The organism is Pseudomonas sp. EL_65y_Pfl2_R95, assembly GCF_963971045.1.
Classification (GTDB): Bacteria; Pseudomonadota; Gammaproteobacteria; order Pseudomonadales; family Pseudomonadaceae; genus Aquipseudomonas.
The window spans coordinates 62,667-79,362 of sequence record NZ_CAXAOV010000008.1 but is presented as its reverse complement, the minus strand read 5'-3'; the positions used below and the strand labels follow the sequence as shown (position 1 = coordinate 79,362).

The window sequence follows — 16,696 nt, the reverse complement described above, 5'->3', positions numbered from 1 at the left end:
ACATGCCGCATTTGTCCCGCCTTACCTCTCTGGCCTTAGCGATCGCCCTGCTTAGCGGCGTATCACTGTCACATGCAGCAGAGGTCGCCGCTCCAGCAGCTGCTCCAGCTACTGATAAGGCGCCATTGCCACTGGATGAGCTGCGCACCTTCGTTGAGGTGATGGACCGCATCAAAAGCTCTTACGTTGAGCCGGTAACCGATAAAGAACTGCTGGAAAATGCTATCAAAGGCATGATCAGCAACCTTGATCCGCACTCAGCCTACCTTGGCCCTGAAGACTTTGCCGAGTTGCAAGAAAGCACCAGCGGTGAGTTCGGCGGGCTCGGCATTGAAGTGGGCATGGAAGACGGCTTCGTGAAAGTCGTCTCACCGATTGATGACACCCCGGCGTCAAAAGCGGGGATTCAACCGGGCGACCTGATTATCAAAATCGACGACCAGCCAACCAAGGGCCTGTCGATGCTCGATGCCGTCGACAAAATGCGCGGCAAAGCTGGCAGCAAGATCAAACTGACCATTGTACGTGACGGCGGAAAGCCCTTTGTGGTCGAGCTGACGCGCGCGGCGATCAAGGTCAAAAGCGTTAAGAGCCAGATGCTTGAGGCCAACTACGGCTACATTCGTATCTCTCAATTCCAGGTCAATACCGGTGAAGAAGTTGGCAAAGCGCTGAACAAGCTGCGCAAAGACAACGGCAAGAAGCTTAGCGGCCTCGTGCTCGACCTGCGCAACAACCCAGGCGGTGTGTTGCAGGCGGCCGTTGAAGTGACCGATCACTTCCTCAAGAAAGGCCTGATCGTTTACACCAAAGGCCGCATCGCCAATTCTGAGCTGCGCTTCTCGGCAGATCCGGCTGACGCCAGCGAAGGCGTACCGCTGGTGGTATTGATCAACGGCGGCAGTGCTTCGGCGTCAGAAATTGTTGCGGGCGCCCTGCAAGACCACAAGCGTGGCGTGTTGATGGGCACCGACAGCTTCGGTAAAGGTTCGGTGCAAACCGTGCTGCCACTTAGCAGCGACCGTGCGCTGAAGCTCACAACCGCACTTTACTTCACGCCTAATGGCCGCTCGATTCAGGCTCAAGGCATTGTCCCGGACATTGAAGTTAATCGCGCCAAGCTGACCCGTGAAGGCCCTGCATCAAGCCTCAACTACCGAGAGGCCGATTTGCAAGGCCACTTGGGCAACGGTAATGGCGGTGCCGACAAACCAAGCAGCAGCGAAAAAGCCGGACAAGCGCGGCCGCAGGATGATGACTTCCAACTGAGCCAGGCGCTGAGCCTGCTCAAAGGCCTGAATATCACCCGCAACTAGTAGGCCGCAAAGGTGGATGACGCTTTGTTCATCCACCCTTGGTTCCAGCAGATATTCGTATCCTTTGTACAATTTGCGCCCACAAAAAACCGGTCTGACTCATCACCAGACCGGTTTTTTATTGTGGATCCTCTGAAAAAGGTAGCGAGCGACGGGAGTACAAGGCAAAAAAATGCGAAAAAGCGGAGTTTACGAGCTGTAAATGAGCATTTTGAGCAGTTTTTTAACGCAGCATGGGCTGCCCCAGTAATACCTAGCGCAGTAGTTTTTCAGAGGTTCCTTGTGCGCAGTTACAGGTAACTGTTGGTCATATCATCAACAAAGCCTTCTGCGCGCAGCTCATCCAGAGCCTTCTGCAAACGCTGTACGACTTCATCTGGCGTATCTTTATTCAGCGCCAGATACAGCTCAGCTTCTTTAAAGCGCAGCACCGTAGTGAGCCCGCTGACACCCTCTTGCTTGGCGATGTAACGGCCCACTGGGTCGGTCGTGGCCCACAGGTCAATCTTGCCGGAGGTCAGCTTCTTTACGTTTTCCTGATCGCGCAGGGCGTTAATTGGCTTAAGGCCCTGGCTCTCCAGAGCCTGACTGACCGCATCATTTTTGTAGGCACCGACCTTGTATTGCGCCGAGTCCTTGAGGCTGGCCACCTTGATGTCGCTGCCGGGCGCTGCGAGCAACACCCAACCGGTTTTAGCCAATGGCCCAACCCATTTAAACAGCGGTTTACGTTCTTCGGTATAGGTGGTTGAGAACAGGCCGTAGTTCGGCTTATCCAAAGTCAAGCGATACAGGCGATCCCATGGGAAACGCAGGGTCAGGGTGTACTTGATGCCGGCACGCTTGAACATTTCCCGCACGACATCGGCACTAATGCCGTCGATCCCGTCATCACGGGCAAAGTTTTTATCGTCCACCGCCATGTTAAAGGGTGGAAAGTTCTCAGTCAGTAACACTACTTTGTAGTCTTCTGGTAACTCCGCATGTGCTGCACTTGCCATCAGCGCCAGTCCGAACAACAGACCGTTCTTCACTTTCTTCAGCATCTTGCTTCCCCCGCCCGTGTGTATTTTGATTATTGGCTTGCGGACGTCCCTGTTCATCTGGGCTGTGGCGCCCCTCGATAAATCCCTGTTAAGCAAACGGGCCTCAAAAGGCCCGTTTGGTATCACAGATAGCTATTGAGCGTGTCCTCGACAAAGCCCTCTTTGCGCATCTTGTCTAACTCCGCCTGCAGCTTCTGTACCACCTCGTCTGGCACTTCATTATTTAGGGCCAGATAAAGTTCGGCCGTGTCAAAACGCAGGATCGTTTTCAACCCTGAAATACCTTCCTGCTTGGCCAAGTAGCGGCCAGCAGGGTCACCGGTGGCCCAGAGGTCAATTTGACCGGACATCAACTTACTCGCATTGAGCTGATCGCGTAATGCAGTAACAGGTGAGATCCCTTGTTTCTCCAGATGCTCAGCAATGGCATCACCTTTATAGGCGCCAATTTTGTACTGCTTGGCCTCTTCGAGATTCTTGACCTGAATGGTGCTATCGCCGCGCCCCAGGAGAACCCAGTCATCGGGACCGATAGGCCCAACCCACTTGAACAGTTTTTCACGTTCAGGCAAACGCGCTGTCACGAAGACGCCGTAATCAGGCTTCTCCAGTGCCAACTTGTAGATACGGTCCCAGGGGAAACGCAGCGTCAGGCTGTACTGAATACCCGCACGCTTGAACATTTCACGCACGATATCCACGGCGATGCCGTCGAGATTATCTTCCTGCGCAAAATTTTTGCCATTGATTGCCATGTTGTACGGCGGGAAGTTTTCGGTCAGCAAGACCATGCGATAGTTTTCATCGATCTCGGCTCTCGCCACTCCGGACATCAATAGCAGTGCCCCAGCACTTGCCAACAACAGACGCTTCAACATGAATTACAACCCTGATTCAGAACTTAGAGTTTTAGGTGGGCAAGACTAGCCCTGTTTGGATGCAGACAACAATTGGATATCTATAGCTGCGACTCAGGTCACTCCCCATGACCCGAGTTAGCGCATGGACGAAACTAACGCACAACAATGCCGCGGCTGGCCATGTAAGCTTTAGCCTCAGGCACGGTGTATTCACCAAAGTGGAAAATACTTGCGGCCAGCACTGCGGCAGCCTTGCCTTCGATAATACCATCGGCCAAGTGCTGCAGATTACCCACACCGCCGGAAGCAATAACCGGAATCCCTACACTCTCGCTAATAGCACGGGTAACCCCCAGATCAAAACCGCTCTTCATGCCGTCTTGATCCATGCTGGTCAGAAGGATTTCCCCAGCGCCGAGGTCTTCCATCTTTTTCGCCCACAGCACGGCGTCCAACCCGGTAGGTTTGCGGCCGCCATGGGTGAAGATTTCCCAGCGCGGTGTTTCGCCAGGACCGGAAACCCTTTTCGCATCAATCGCCACAACAATGCACTGTGAGCCAAAACGCTGCGAGGCCTCACCCACGAACTCCGGGTTGAATACCGCCGCGGTGTTGATAGAGACTTTGTCGGCCCCTGCATTGAGCAGGTTACGGATATCCATCACCGTGCGCACCCCGCCACCAACAGTCAGCGGGATAAACACCTGACTGGCCATGCGTTCAACAGTGTGCAGCGTGGTGTCGCGGCCATCTACGCTGGCGGTAATGTCGAGAAAGGTAATCTCGTCGGCGCCCTGCTCGTCGTAACGGCGGGCAATCTCTACCGGGTCACCGGCATCGCGGATGTTCTCGAATTTGACGCCTTTAACCACGCGGCCGTTGTCGACGTCGAGGCAGGGAATAATACGTTTTGCCAGTGCCATGATGGAGTCCTGTTTAGGGCAGGCGACCCGCGGGTTGCCTGCCTACTGAAGCGAGTCGATCAACCGGTGTAGCTGTCGCAAAATGCCTGCGCTTCAGCTACATCCAAAGTGCCTTCGTAAATGGCCCGGCCGGTGATTGCACCGATAATGCCCGGGGCTTTGGCAGCCATCAGATTCTTGATGTCGCCGAGGTTGTGAATACCGCCCGAGGCAATGACCGGAATCGAGGTCGCCGCTGCCAACGCTGCAGTGAAGGGTATGTTGCACCCCTGCATCATGCCGTCTTTGGCGATATCGGTATAAACGATGGCCGAAACGCCGTCGGCTTCAAAGCGCTTGGCCAGATCAATCACCTGCACGGTGCTGACTTGCGCCCAGCCGTCGGTGGCAACGAAACCGTCTTTGGCATCCAGACCGACAATCACTTTGCCCGGAAAGGCTTTGCACGCCTCAGCCACGAACTCTGGCTGCTTGACCGCTTTGGTGCCGATGATGACGTAGCTGACGCCCGCTTTGACGTAATGCTCGATGGTCTCCAGCGAGCGAATACCACCGCCAATCTGGATTGGCAGGTTCGGGTAGCGCTTGGCAATTGCAGTCACCACGTCACCATTAACTGGCTGGCCTTCAAACGCGCCATTCAGATCGACCAGATGCAGACGACGGCAACCACCGTCAACCCACTTGGCAGCCATGCTCACTGGGTCATCGGAGAACACCGTGGAGTCTTCCATACGGCCTTGGCGCAGACGCACGCAGGCGCCATCTTTGAGATCGATTGCGGGGATAATCAGCATCGGTTGAACCTACTCAAGTCTTTTGATTAATTCGAGACAGCCATTGAAGCCCTGCTCAAAGCGCTTCAGTGGCTCATTAACTTTTTTCGAGTGCCCACAAGTCGCTTTCGATGCTCTCAAACCGGTCCCTAAGCACGGTCTGCACATCATCAACGGCCTTGTTGTAATAAAGGGGAGCGATCTCGCGGTTGAACAGTTCGAGAATCTCCTGCACCTCAAACGAGCCCAGCTCAAGCTCGAAGCGCTGGTCAAGAAACTTCTGCAGGCTGGCCACGGCAGCCGCCTCCTGAGCCGGTTCAAGGGTCAGAATGGCGGCTTTATCCTTGGCCCGGGCCATTTACCAGCGACCGTCCCACGCAGCGAAGTTCTGCAGCAACTGCAGGCCATGGGTATGGCTTTTCTCCGGGTGGAATTGCACAGCAAAGCGCGAACCGTCAGCCAGAGCAGCGGCAAAATCGTTGCCGTAATGACCGCGACCCACCACCTGCTTCGGGTTGCCGGCTTCAACGTAATAACTGTGCACGAAGTAGAACCGCGCCATATCAGGGATGTTGTGCCACAGCGGGTGCTTGACCGTTTGTGCGACTTCATTCCAGCCCATGTGCGGGACTTTCAGCGCTTCACCGTCTTCGACCTGGCCCTTGCCAAAAAAGCGCACCGAGCCCGGAAACTGACCAATGCACTCAACGCCGCCATTTTCTTCGCTGCGATTCATCAGCGCCTGCATACCCACGCAGATGCCGAGGAACGGGCGATCCTGACTGACTTCACGCACCAACTGGTCAAAACCCAAACGGCGGATTTCAGCCATGCAATCGCGAATCGCGCCGACGCCCGGAAACACCACGCGATCCGCTTCGCGAATCACCTGAGCATCGCTGGTCACCAGCACACGACCTGCGCCAACGTGTTCGAGCGCCTTGGATACCGAGTGCAGATTGCCCATGCCGTAGTCGATAACGGCGACAGTCTGCATCAGAGCACGCCCTTGGTTGACGGCATTTGCCCGGCCATACGCGGATCAAGCTCAACCGCCATGCGCAGCGCGCGACCGAAAGCCTTGAATACGGTTTCGATCTGGTGGTGGGTGTTGGTGCCGCGCAGATTGTCGATGTGCAGGCTGACCAGCGCGTGATTGACGAAACCCTGGAAAAACTCCTGGAACAGGTCCACATCAAAACCGCCAACCACCGCACGGGTGAACGGCACATGCATCTGCAAGCCTGGACGACCCGAGAAGTCGATAACCACGCGCGACAAGGCTTCGTCCAACGGCACATAAGAATGACCGTAACGGGTCATGCCTTTTTTATCGCCGATGGCTTTTGTGAATGCCTGACCGAGGGTAATACCCACATCTTCGACGGTGTGGTGATCGTCAATGTGCAGGTCGCCTTTACACTCGATATCGAGGTCAATCAGGCCGTGGCGGGCGATCTGGTCGAGCATGTGCTCAAGAAATGGCACACCGATGTCGAATCGTGCCTTGCCAGTACCATCCAGGTTGATCGAGACCTTGATTTGGGTCTCCAGTGTATTGCGCTCGACGAATGCCGTACGTTCGGCCATCACCTGCTCCACTCAATCGTTGTGCAAAAGGGTAGCCATTATAGGCAGCCTTGTCCGCAGCGGCTACCGGCGATAACCATGCTGACGCCCTGTAAAGCACCGTCAGTAGGAAATTCACCCAAACCGGGCGGCTGCAAGGCCGATCCAGACGCCATTAAACCTCTCAACCGCGGCGTTTAGATGCGCCTATTACTGCAATCAACCAGCACTTTACGGCACTATCGCATTAACGTTTCAGTAGGCTTTCCAGCATGGACACGATTGACCGTTTGATCATCGGCGCTGGCGCACTCGGCCTTGCCTGCGCCGCACGCCTCGCCAAACCCGGTGAAAGCACGCTGCTGGTTGATAGCGAAAAGCTCATCGGCAGCCACACCTCGAGCCGCAACTCAGAAGTCATTCACGCCGGAATTTACTACAGCGCAGATTCACTCAAGGCCCAGCTTTGCCTGGAAGGCCGAGATCGCCTGTACCTTTGGTGCGCCAAACATCAGGTGCCCTATAAGCGCATTGGTAAGTTGCTGGTTGCGGTCAGCGATGCCGAGCGAAGCAAACTTGCGGCCATTGCCAAAAATGCTCAAGCCTGCGGGGTCAATGATTTACACGCCATAGGCCCGCAACAATTACTCGGCCTCGAACCCGCAGTGCGCGGGGTTGAGGCGTTGCTTTCGCCAAGCACGGGAATTATCGACAGCCATGGGTTTTTGCAATCACTGCTTGCCTGCGCCGAGCGCAACGGCGCGCAACTGGTCCTCGACACGCGCATCGATCGCCTCGAACCCACAACTAAAGGTTGGATTGCCCATGGCACCAGTTGCGGCGAGCCATTTAGCCTCTTGACTCAGCAGGTCATAAACGCGGGCGGGCTGTTCGCTCAGCAACTGGCACATAACACCGAAGGGCTCACGGCTGATTTGATCCCAACACTACACCTGTGCCAAGGTCGCTATTTCAGCTACAGCGGACGCTCGCCCTTTAATCACTTGATTTACCCGATGCCCGAGGCCAACGCCACCGGGCTGGGTATCCATGCAACCCTCGACCTGGGTGGCCAGTTACGTTTTGGCCCCGATACTCGCTACGTTGAACAGCTCGATTACAGTGTAGATCCCGGCTTGCTCGAACCTTTTGCCCAGGCAATTCGCCGGTATTTTCCAAAACTCGACAGCTCGCGTCTCGTGCCGGGTTACAGTGGCGTCCGTCCAAAGCTGTCAGGGCTTGGGGAACCGGCTGCCGACTTCGTCATCCAAACCCCTGCAGACCACGGTTTGGACGGATTAATCAATCTGTTTGGGATCGAGTCGCCAGGCCTAACAGCCAGCCTGGCTATTGCCGAACGAGTTGCTGGCGTTAATCTGTAACGCACGCAACGCTATACTTACCAGTTTATATTCAAGCTAATGCACACAAGGAATCGTTCATGAAATCGCTCGGCAAAATCCTGGGTCTATTTTTCCTCGGACTGCTGCTGATCATTGTGGCGCTGGGATTTGCCCTGACCCACTTGTTCGATCCAAACGACTATAAAGACGAGATCCGCGACCTCGCCCGCGAGAAAGCCAATCTTGAGTTGACCCTCAACGGCGATATCGGCTGGAGCTTGTTTCCTTGGCTCGGCCTTGAACTGACCGACGCAACCTTGGCCAGCGCCGATACGCCAGACAAGCCATTTGCTGACCTGCGCTTGCTCGGCCTATCGGTACGCGTCTTGCCGCTGCTGCGCAAAGAAGTGCAGATGAGCGACATCCGCGTGGATGGCCTGAACCTCAATCTCGATGTTGACGAAAAAGGGCACAGCAACTGGGAAAACATCGGTCACCCCAAGAAAGTTGCCAACACAGCTGAGGATTCAGCTGCCAAGCCTGAACCAAGCGCCCCGGCGACACCCGCCAAAAGCGGTGATCCGGTCAAGCTGGATATCGATAGCTTGATCGTCAATAGCGCCCGCGTTAATTACCACAACGCGCAAAAAGGCCAGCAGTTCAGCGCTGAAAGCATCCAGTTGACCACAGGCGCTATCCAGGAAGGCGCCAGCATTCCTATCAAGCTAAGCGGCTTCTTTGGCATCAATAAACCCGTGCTGCGTGCCCGCACCGAGCTGCAAGGCGACCTGCGTTTTGACCAAGTATTGAAGCGCTATGAACTTGAAAACGCGAAAATCTCCGGCGAAGCATCGGGTGAGCCACTTAACGGCCAAACACTGACCTATGCCCTGCAAGGCCAACTGACCGTAGATATGGCCGCCAACATCGCGCAATGGAGCAGCTTAAAGCTGTCTGCCAATCAAATGCGTGCGATTGGTGAGATCAAAGTCACTGACCTGCGCGACAAGCCAAAACTCAGCGGCGGTCTTTCCGTTGCCGAAGTTAACCTGCGCCAGTTCCTTAAAGGCATTGGTCAGGAAATCCCGGCCATGGCCGACGAAAACACCCTGAACAAATTTGAGTTGGTCACGGGCCTCAGCGGAAGTCCAAGCAGCGTAAAGCTCAACGAGATGACCCTCAAACTCGATGACAGCACCTTCACCGGTGAAGTGGCAATCGACGATTTCGCCAAACAAGCACTGCGGGTGAAACTCAAAGGCGACAAACTCGACCTTGATCGCTACCTGCCGCCGAAGTCGAAAGAAGCCAGCGCACGCGATGCCGAGGTCAAGAAAAGCGTGGCCAGTGCCGGAGCCGCAGGCACTTCCGACCTGCCGAACGCACCCACACAACATGCTTGGAGCACCGAACAGGTGCTGCCAATCGAGCGCCTGCGCAAACTCAATATGCAAGTTGCCCTGAGCCTCGACCAATTAACCGCCGACAAACAAAACTTCAGCAATGTCGACCTACAAGCCAAGAGCACAGGCGGCCTGCTAACCCTCGACAACGCCAGTGGCAAACTCGGCAATGGTAGCTTTGAAGCCAAAGCCAAGGTTGATGTGCGCCCCGCTACGCCAGTACTAAGCCTGCAAAGCACGATCAAACGCATTCAGGTTGAACCGTTCCTGACCACGGCCAAAAACAAAGCACCGATCAAGGGTATGCTTGATCTGCAAGCCAATCTGACCACCAGCGGCAACAGCCAAAAGGCCTGGGTCGACGCGCTCAACGGCACCAGTAGCTTTGCCCTAATAAACGGCGTATTGGTCGACGCCAACCTCGAACAGCAAATCTGCCAAGGCATTGCCACGCTTAACCGCAAGCAACTGACCAACCAGATCACCGGCAAGGACACCCCATTCAAAACCCTCAACGGCAACCTGACGTTCCGTAATGGTGTGGCCAGCAATCCAGACCTGAAAGTCGAAGTGCCCGGTTTAAATGTGTCGGGTGATGGCGACCTCGACCTGCGCGTGCTTGGCCTGGACTATCGCATCGGCGTGACCCTGCTCGGCGATACCCGTGCAATGCCTGATCCCGCATGCCAGGTCAATGAACGCTATGTGGGCCTGGAGTGGCCGATCCGCTGCCGAGGCCCGCTGGAGCTTGGCGCCAAGGCGTGCCGCCTCGACAAGGCCGGCATGGGCAAGGTCGCTGCCAAACTAGCCGGCGACAAACTCAACGAGAAGCTCGAAGAAAAACTCGGCGACAAAGTCAGCCCGGAACTGAAGGACGCACTCAAGGGCTTATTCAAGCGATGAGCCCAGAGCAGTTCTCAACAGCTGTTCTGCAATGGTATGACCTGCACGGCCGCAAGGACCTGCCCTGGCAACAGGGCATCACACCCTATCGCGTCTGGGTGTCTGAAATCATGCTCCAGCAAACTCAGGTCAGTACGGTTCTGGGTTACTTCGACCGGTTTATGGCGGCCCTGCCCACGGTGCGCGATCTTGCCGAAGCCCCCGAAGATGAAGTGCTGCATTTGTGGACCGGGCTGGGCTACTACACCCGCGCACGCAATCTGCAAAAAACCGCCAAGCTGGTGATGTCCGAGCACGCTGGCGAATTCCCGCAGGACCTTGAAGCATTGATCGCCCTGCCCGGCATCGGCCGCTCTACAGCCGGTGCGATTGCCAGCCTGAGCATGAACCTGCGCGCTCCAATTCTAGACGGTAACGTCAAGCGCGTGCTGGCCCGCTATGTCGCGCAAGAGGGGTATCCCGGCGAGCCCAAGGTGGCCAAACAACTCTGGGATGTGGCGGAGCGCTTCACCCCGCAGCAGCGCGTGAATAATTACACCCAAGCCATGATGGACCTCGGTGCAACGCTCTGCACCCGGAGCAAGCCCAGTTGCCTGCTTTGCCCACTGAGGACGGGATGCCAGGCGCACTCGCTTGGACTGGAGATACGCTACCCGATCCCCAAGCCACGCAAAGCGCTGCCACAAAAACGCACACTGATGCCGATATTGGCCAATCGTGACGGTGACATTCTGCTTTATCGCAGACCGTCCAGAGGACTTTGGGGCGGCTTGTGGAGCCTGCCAGAGCTAGCAGATCTGGACGAGCTAGAGTTACTTGCCAATAGCCATCAGCTGAAGTTAGGCGCGCGCCGGTCACTTACCGCACTCACGCACACTTTCAGTCACTTCCAACTCGCGATCGAACCATGGCTGGTAGACGTCACCAAAGCCCCGGCTAGCGTGGCCGAGGCCGACTGGCTCTGGTATAACCTCGCCCAACCGCCGCGCCTGGGCCTTGCTGCCCCAGTAAAAAAACTACTGAAACGCGCGGCAGATGCCTTGAATGCAGGAGAACAGTCATGACCCGTACCGTGATGTGCCGCAAGCACAAGCAAGAACTTCCAGCCCTTGAGCGCCCGCCGTATCCAGGCGCCAAAGGTGAAGACATCTTCAACAACGTCTCCAAGCAAGCCTGGGATGAGTGGCAAAAACACCAAACCCTGCTGATCAACGAACGCCGCCTGAACATGATGAACGCTGAGGACCGCAAATTCCTCCAGGCCGAGATGGATAAATTCTTGTCTGGCGAAGATTACGCGCAAGCTGAAGGTTACGTGCCGCCAAGCGAGTAAATTGGACCAAGGGTGAAACTGATCAAAACTTGATCGATTTCACCCCCATTAATCGTAAGCGCCCGTTATCTTTAAATATTTTTCAAACCGACGCTTGACATGACCTCGTCAAATCCGTCTAATACGCCCCGTTGCCCAGATAGCTCAGTCGGTAGAGCAGGGGATTGAAAATCCCCGTGTCGGCGGTTCGATTCCGTCTCTGGGCACCACTAATTGATTTCAGGTGGTGTCAAGATCATCTGAAAGCCTACAAAGAACCCGCCTAGAGCGGGTTTTTTAATGCCTGTGATTTTGCTCGTCAGCTCGAACTAATCTGAAGGTCTAACATGGGCTGCATCATCAGTCATGCCGAACGAACTAAAGTGTCAGCATTAAGCTGTTAACCTTTTTGTTTCTCTAAGCCGAGTCAGCACTTGGCTTTTCGCTCGCACGCGGCTCAAACTAAACCCCAGCCCGACCACGCGTTATACCAGTCCATCGCCTATGGCTAGCATTCACCGCTACAGCTCGGGCATAATTTGTCTACTTTTGCTGCGTATTCAGCTCTTTAGCGCACATTTGCGTGCAGTACTCGGCAAATCGTTTTAGCTTAGGCTCAGACTACCCCGCCTTTAGCCGGTTAGATAAAACCCAGCAGCATGCATGGCGTTTTTGTATCTGCGCGACAGGCAACTGCGGTGATGCGACACCCTCGCACACTCAGACTCGATACCGGCTCTAGCCTGCTTGGCGCTCCACAAGACGCTGTGCTAGCTTGGCGCTTTAATAGGATGGCCAATTGATACTTGGCGCTCATCCAATAACAAGAGGACAACCCATGGCCGATGCAGCTGCCGCGCTGGAAATCCGCAACCTGCACAAGCGCTACGGCGACCTCGAGGTGCTTAAAGGCATTTCTCTCACCGCCCGCGATGGCGATGTGATCTCGATTCTTGGTTCCTCCGGTTCAGGCAAATCAACCTTTCTGCGTTGCATCAACCTGCTGGAAAACCCACACCAGGGGCAAATCATTGTTTCCGGTGAAGAGCTCAAACTGAAATCCGCAAAGAATGGCGAACTGATTGCCGCTGACGGCAAGCAGATCAACCGCCTGCGCAGCGAAATCGGCTTTGTGTTCCAGAATTTCAATCTGTGGCCGCATATGAGCGTGCTCGATAACATCATCGAAGCGCCGCGCCGCGTATTGGGACAGAGCAAAGCCGAGGCAATTGAAACCGCCGAAGCCTTGCTGGCAAAAGTGGGTATTGCCGATAAACGCCATGTTTATCCCAACCAGCTTTCGGGTGGCCAGCAACAGCGTGCAGCCATCGCACGCACACTGGCCATGCAGCCAAAAGTAATACTCTTCGATGAACCAACTTCAGCGCTCGACCCGGAGATGGTACAAGAAGTGCTTAATGTGATCCGCGCGCTCGCAGATGAAGGCCGCACTATGTTACTGGTTACCCACGAGATGAACTTTGCTCGTCAGGTTTCCAGTGAAGTGGTCTTCCTGCATCAGGGCCTGGTAGAAGAACAAGGAACGCCCGCGCAGGTGTTTGATAACCCTGACTCGGCGCGTTGCAAACAATTCATGTCAAGCAATCGCTAACACGGAGCAACACTGAATGCAGAACTACAAAAAGATTTTACTGGTTGCAGCCGCCACTCTGGCTTTCGGCACCAGCGCAGTCGCCGCAGACAAACTGAAACTGGGTACTGAGGGCGCTTACCCTCCGTTCAACCTGATTGACGCAAGCGGCAAAGTTGGCGGCTTCGACGTCGAAATCGGTCAAGCACTGTGCGCCAAGATGAAAACCGAATGCGAAGTCGTGACATCCGACTGGGACGGCATCATTCCGGCCCTGAACGCCAAGAAGTTCGACTTCCTAATCGCCTCCATGTCGATCACCGAAGAGCGTAAGCAGGCGGTTGATTTCACCGACCCGTACTACACCAACAAGCTGCAATTCATCGCCCCCAAAGACAAGACCTTCACCACTGACAAAGCCGCGCTCAAGGGCAAAGTGATTGGTGCACAACGTGCAACCATCGCCGGTACTTGGTTGGAAGACAACATGAACGACGTTGTCGATATCAAGCTGTATGACACCCAGGAAAACGCATACCTGGACTTGGCTTCTGGTCGTCTGGATGGCGTGCTGGCTGACACCTTCGTCAACTGGGAATGGCTGAAGAGCGATGCGGGCAAGAGCTTTGAATTCAAAGGCGACCCAGTATTCGACAACGACAAGATCGGTATTGCCGTACGTAAAAACGACCCTCTGCGCGAGAAGCTGAATGCTGCTCTGAAAGAGATCGTTGCTGACGGCACTTACAAGAAGATCAACGACAAGTACTTCCCTTTCAGCATTTACTAAGCTGCTAGCTTTGCGCCGCCCTTCAACCGGGCGGCGCAAGCATCTGAGCCCTCATGACTTTTGACCTCTACGGATTCGGCCCCGCACTCGTTGCCGGTACCTTGATGACCATTAAGCTGGCGCTTTCTGCGCTGGTACTGGGTTTGGTACTTGGACTGCTAGGCGCGCTGGCCAAAACATCGCCTTACAAGCCGTTGCAATGGCTGGGCGGGACTTATTCAACCATTGTGCGCGGCATACCCGAGCTACTTTGGGTTCTGCTGATCTATTTCGGCACCGTTAGCATCATGCGTACCCTGGCGGATTTTCTGGGTCTCGAAAGCCTGGAACTGAGCCCCTTTGCTGCCGGCGTGATTGCCCTCGGCATGTGCTTCGGCTCCTACGCGACTGAAGTGTTTCGTGGAGCTATTTTGGCAATCCCCAAGGGCCACCGCGAAGCGGGTCAGGCGCTGGGCATGTCGAAACCGCGGATTTTCTGGCGCTTGATACTGCCGCAAATGTGGCGCATCGCCCTGCCCGGCCTTGGCAACCTGTTTATGATTCTGATGAAAGACACAGCCTTGGTTTCGGTGATCGGCCTTAATGAAATCATGCGCCGCTCGCAGATTGCCGTCACCGCAAGCAAAGAGCCTTTTACCTTCTTTATGGTTGCCGCATTTATCTATCTTGGTCTGACTGTCATCGCCATGACCGGCATGTATTTCCTTGAAAAACGCGCGGGTCGCGGATTTAGCAGGAGCGCCGCATGAACTGGGAAGTCATTATCAAGTGGCTGCCGCGCTTAGCTGAAGGCGCAGTACTGACATTAGAGCTGGTAGCAATCGCAGTAGTTGCAGGTTTGATACTGGCGATCCCAATGGGCATCGCTCGCTCGTCCAAGAACCTGCTGGTTCGCGGTATTCCTTACGGCTATATCTTTTTCTTCCGTGGCACGCCGCTGCTGGTTCAGCTGTTTTTGGTGTATTACGGCCTTGCCCAGTTTGATGCCGTGCGCAATGGGCCGCTGTGGCCAGTCTTGCGCGACCCGTTTTGGTGCGCCGTGATCACCATGACGTTGCACACCACGGCTTACATTGCCGAAATTTTGCGCGGTGCGATTCAGGCAGTCCCGCAAGGGGAAGTAGAAGCCGCCCGTGCATTGGGCATGTCCCGCAGCCAAGCCATGCTACGCATCATTCTGCCGCGCGCTGCACGTATTGGCCTGCCCGCCTACAGCAACGAAGTCATCCTGATGCTCAAAGCCAGCGCTTTGGCCAGCACCGTGACCTTGCTCGAACTCACCGGCATGGCGCGTACGATCATCGCCCGAACCTATCTGCCTGTGGAGATCTTCTTCGCGGCTGGTCTGTTCTATCTGGTGATTGCCTACGTCCTCGTTCAAGCCTTCAGGTTGCTTGAACGCTGGCTCCGCGTAGACGCGTGCCAAGGCCGCTAACGCAGTGCAGGCCGTAACGGCCTGCCGCCCCTACCGAGACACCCAAATGACACCAGCCAACGATTTAGCCGAGCACTTTGCCGCGCTCAATCGTTTCCTGAGCGATCATCAAACACTGTGGCGCCCGCGCCCCTTTAGTGATCGGCCCATGGCATGGGAGCAAACACATGCGGAGCTGGCGACTTGGTTGAAATCCCGCAGCCTAGCCGATGCCGAACGCGCTCAGGCGCAACCGCACCAACTGGAGGCTCCAGAGCCCTTTGCTAGCCTGGCACAACAGGCGCAAGCGCTGTGCAACATTGCCCCGCTGCCGCAGATAGTCCTCCCCGAACTACCCAATCGTTTAAGCAACGACATCCCCGGGCGTAAATGGCAGCAGATTCAGGCATTCGCCAATAGCCTGAGCTTTTCCAAGCCCACCCAGCACTGGCTAGACTGGTGCTCAGGCAAGGGCCATCTCGGGCGCTTACTGGCTCGCCAAGGGCAACCTTTAAGCTGTTTTGAGTACGACCCCGAGCTTGTGGATAAAGGTGCGCAGCTAAGTCTGAAGCTAGGCATTAATGCCCAGCATATTGAGCAAGATGTGCTGGCGATTAATACCGGCGAGCGCCTCAAAATCGAGCACACACCGGTGGCGCTGCACGCCTGTGGCGACCTGCACATTCGCTTGATTGAACTGGCTAGCGCGACCGGATGCCAAAAGCTTGCGATCGCACCTTGCTGCTACAACCGCATCAGTGCCAGCCACTATCAACCGCTGTCAAAACTGGCCCAAGCCGCCCAGCTTGAACTGTCTATCCAAGACCTCGGCTTGCCCCTCAGCGAGACCGTAACCGCCGGCTCTCGGGTACGCCGACAGCGTGATATATCCATGGCCAGACGCTTGGCCTTTGACGCTCTACAGCGCGAAATCCGTGGCCTAGATCAATATTTACCGACCCCATCGCTAGCGCCTGCCTGGCTTAAAAAACCCTTCGCCGATTTCTGTATCGACTTAGCCCAGCTGAAAAATATCGCGCCTCCACCCGCCACTACCGACTGGCCAAAACTTGAAGCCAAAGGCTGGCAATTATTGGCGCAGGTACGCAATCTGGAACTTCTACGCGGCCTGTTTCGCCGCCCATTGGAGCTATGGTTATTAATCGACCGCGCGCTGTACTTACACGAGCGCGGCTACGCCGTTCAGCTCGGCACTTTCTGCTCGCGCGAGCTAACACCCCGTAACCTTATGCTGCTCGCCGAACGTATCGCCTCTGCCCACTGAAGCTGTGGATAACTTTGTTGATAGATTCTGCAAACGCAGCTCCAAAGGCCCTGCCATCCATCAGGTAAAATTCTGCTTTTTTTCGGCCATTAGCTAATTGCTAACGAAAACATAAGCTTGCATGACAATGTGATGACAAGCACATTTACCCCGTACCAACTGATT

Annotated in this window: 17 protein-coding genes and 1 tRNA gene; 11 read left to right on the top strand and 7 right to left on the bottom strand. The window is 55.4% G+C overall.

Features of this window, described 5'->3' with window-relative positions; genetic code table 11:
• Positions 1-2 precede the first annotated feature (2 nt).
• Positions 3-1,316, top strand: a complete 1,314-nt coding sequence (locus AACY09_RS21350) for a S41 family peptidase (RefSeq protein WP_339490901.1) — start codon at positions 3-5, stop codon at positions 1,314-1,316.
• A 290-nt stretch (positions 1,317-1,606) separates the two neighbouring features.
• Here AACY09_RS21350 and AACY09_RS21345 read toward each other — a convergent pair whose 3' ends face one another.
• From AACY09_RS21345 to hisB, 7 genes are all read right to left on the bottom strand, one after another.
• Positions 1,607-2,362 carry a substrate-binding periplasmic protein gene (locus AACY09_RS21345; RefSeq protein WP_339490900.1) on the bottom strand — a complete coding sequence of 252 codons (756 nt, stop codon included), beginning with the start codon at positions 2,360-2,362 and terminating at the stop codon, positions 1,607-1,609.
• Positions 2,363-2,484: 122 nt separating this feature from the next.
• Positions 2,485-3,240 (bottom strand): substrate-binding periplasmic protein, encoded by a 756-nt coding sequence (locus AACY09_RS21340; RefSeq protein WP_445323903.1) that lies wholly within the window; start codon positions 3,238-3,240, stop codon positions 2,485-2,487.
• A gap of 134 nt (positions 3,241-3,374) precedes the next feature.
• The gene (hisF, locus tag AACY09_RS21335; RefSeq protein ID WP_339490898.1) at positions 3,375-4,145 is read right to left on the bottom strand and encodes an imidazole glycerol phosphate synthase subunit HisF; all 771 of its coding nucleotides are present in this window, start codon (positions 4,143-4,145) and stop codon (positions 3,375-3,377) included.
• A gap of 59 nt (positions 4,146-4,204) precedes the next feature.
• Positions 4,205-4,942, bottom strand: a complete 738-nt coding sequence (hisA, locus tag AACY09_RS21330) for a 1-(5-phosphoribosyl)-5-[(5-phosphoribosylamino)methylideneamino]imidazole-4-carboxamide isomerase (RefSeq protein ID WP_339490897.1) — start codon at positions 4,940-4,942, stop codon at positions 4,205-4,207.
• 76 nt (positions 4,943-5,018) lie between these two features.
• Positions 5,019-5,279 carry a DUF2164 domain-containing protein gene (locus AACY09_RS21325; protein WP_339490896.1) on the bottom strand — a complete coding sequence of 87 codons (261 nt, stop codon included), beginning with the start codon at positions 5,277-5,279 and terminating at the stop codon, positions 5,019-5,021.
• A complete protein-coding gene (gene hisH / locus AACY09_RS21320) occupies positions 5,280-5,918 on the bottom strand; it encodes an imidazole glycerol phosphate synthase subunit HisH (protein WP_339490895.1) in 639 nt (212 codons plus the stop codon).
• Positions 5,918-6,511, bottom strand: coding sequence for an imidazoleglycerol-phosphate dehydratase HisB (hisB, locus tag AACY09_RS21315; protein ID WP_010488624.1), 594 nt, complete (start codon positions 6,509-6,511; stop codon positions 5,918-5,920). Before hisB ends, hisH begins: the two co-directional genes overlap by 1 nt.
• Positions 6,512-6,762: 251 nt before the next feature.
• Between hisB and AACY09_RS21310 the strand changes: the two genes are divergently transcribed.
• The 10 genes from AACY09_RS21310 (at position 6,763) to AACY09_RS21265 (ending at position 16,531) form a co-directional block, all read left to right on the top strand.
• A complete protein-coding gene (locus tag AACY09_RS21310; protein WP_339490893.1) occupies positions 6,763-7,872 on the top strand; it encodes an NAD(P)/FAD-dependent oxidoreductase in 1,110 nt (369 codons plus the stop codon).
• A gap of 59 nt (positions 7,873-7,931) precedes the next feature.
• The gene (locus tag AACY09_RS21305) at positions 7,932-10,139 is read left to right on the top strand and encodes an AsmA family protein (RefSeq protein WP_339490892.1); all 2,208 of its coding nucleotides are present in this window, start codon (positions 7,932-7,934) and stop codon (positions 10,137-10,139) included.
• Positions 10,136-11,203 carry an A/G-specific adenine glycosylase gene (gene mutY, locus AACY09_RS21300; protein ID WP_339490891.1) on the top strand — a complete coding sequence of 356 codons (1,068 nt, stop codon included), beginning with the start codon at positions 10,136-10,138 and terminating at the stop codon, positions 11,201-11,203. The genes AACY09_RS21305 and mutY overlap by 4 nt, the downstream gene beginning before the upstream one ends.
• Positions 11,200-11,472 (top strand): oxidative damage protection protein, encoded by a 273-nt coding sequence (locus tag AACY09_RS21295; protein WP_339490890.1) that lies wholly within the window; start codon positions 11,200-11,202, stop codon positions 11,470-11,472. Before mutY ends, AACY09_RS21295 begins: the two co-directional genes overlap by 4 nt.
• Before the next feature lie 133 nt (positions 11,473-11,605).
• Positions 11,606-11,681 (top strand) — tRNA-Phe (locus AACY09_RS21290).
• A 608-nt stretch (positions 11,682-12,289) separates the two neighbouring features.
• Positions 12,290-13,063 (top strand): ABC transporter ATP-binding protein, encoded by a 774-nt coding sequence (locus AACY09_RS21285; protein WP_339490889.1) that lies wholly within the window; start codon positions 12,290-12,292, stop codon positions 13,061-13,063.
• A gap of 16 nt (positions 13,064-13,079) precedes the next feature.
• The gene (locus AACY09_RS21280; protein WP_339490888.1) at positions 13,080-13,832 is read left to right on the top strand and encodes an ABC transporter substrate-binding protein; all 753 of its coding nucleotides are present in this window, start codon (positions 13,080-13,082) and stop codon (positions 13,830-13,832) included.
• Between the two features lie 53 nt (positions 13,833-13,885).
• Positions 13,886-14,581 carry an ABC transporter permease gene (locus tag AACY09_RS21275; RefSeq protein WP_339490886.1) on the top strand — a complete coding sequence of 232 codons (696 nt, stop codon included), beginning with the start codon at positions 13,886-13,888 and terminating at the stop codon, positions 14,579-14,581.
• Positions 14,578-15,267, top strand: coding sequence for an ABC transporter permease (locus AACY09_RS21270; RefSeq protein ID WP_339490885.1), 690 nt, complete (start codon positions 14,578-14,580; stop codon positions 15,265-15,267). Before AACY09_RS21275 ends, AACY09_RS21270 begins: the two co-directional genes overlap by 4 nt.
• Before the next feature lie 46 nt (positions 15,268-15,313).
• On the top strand, positions 15,314-16,531 hold the full coding sequence (locus AACY09_RS21265; protein ID WP_339490884.1) for a methyltransferase: 1,218 nt from the start codon (positions 15,314-15,316) through the stop codon (positions 16,529-16,531).
• The last annotated feature ends 165 nt before the right edge of the window (positions 16,532-16,696 follow it).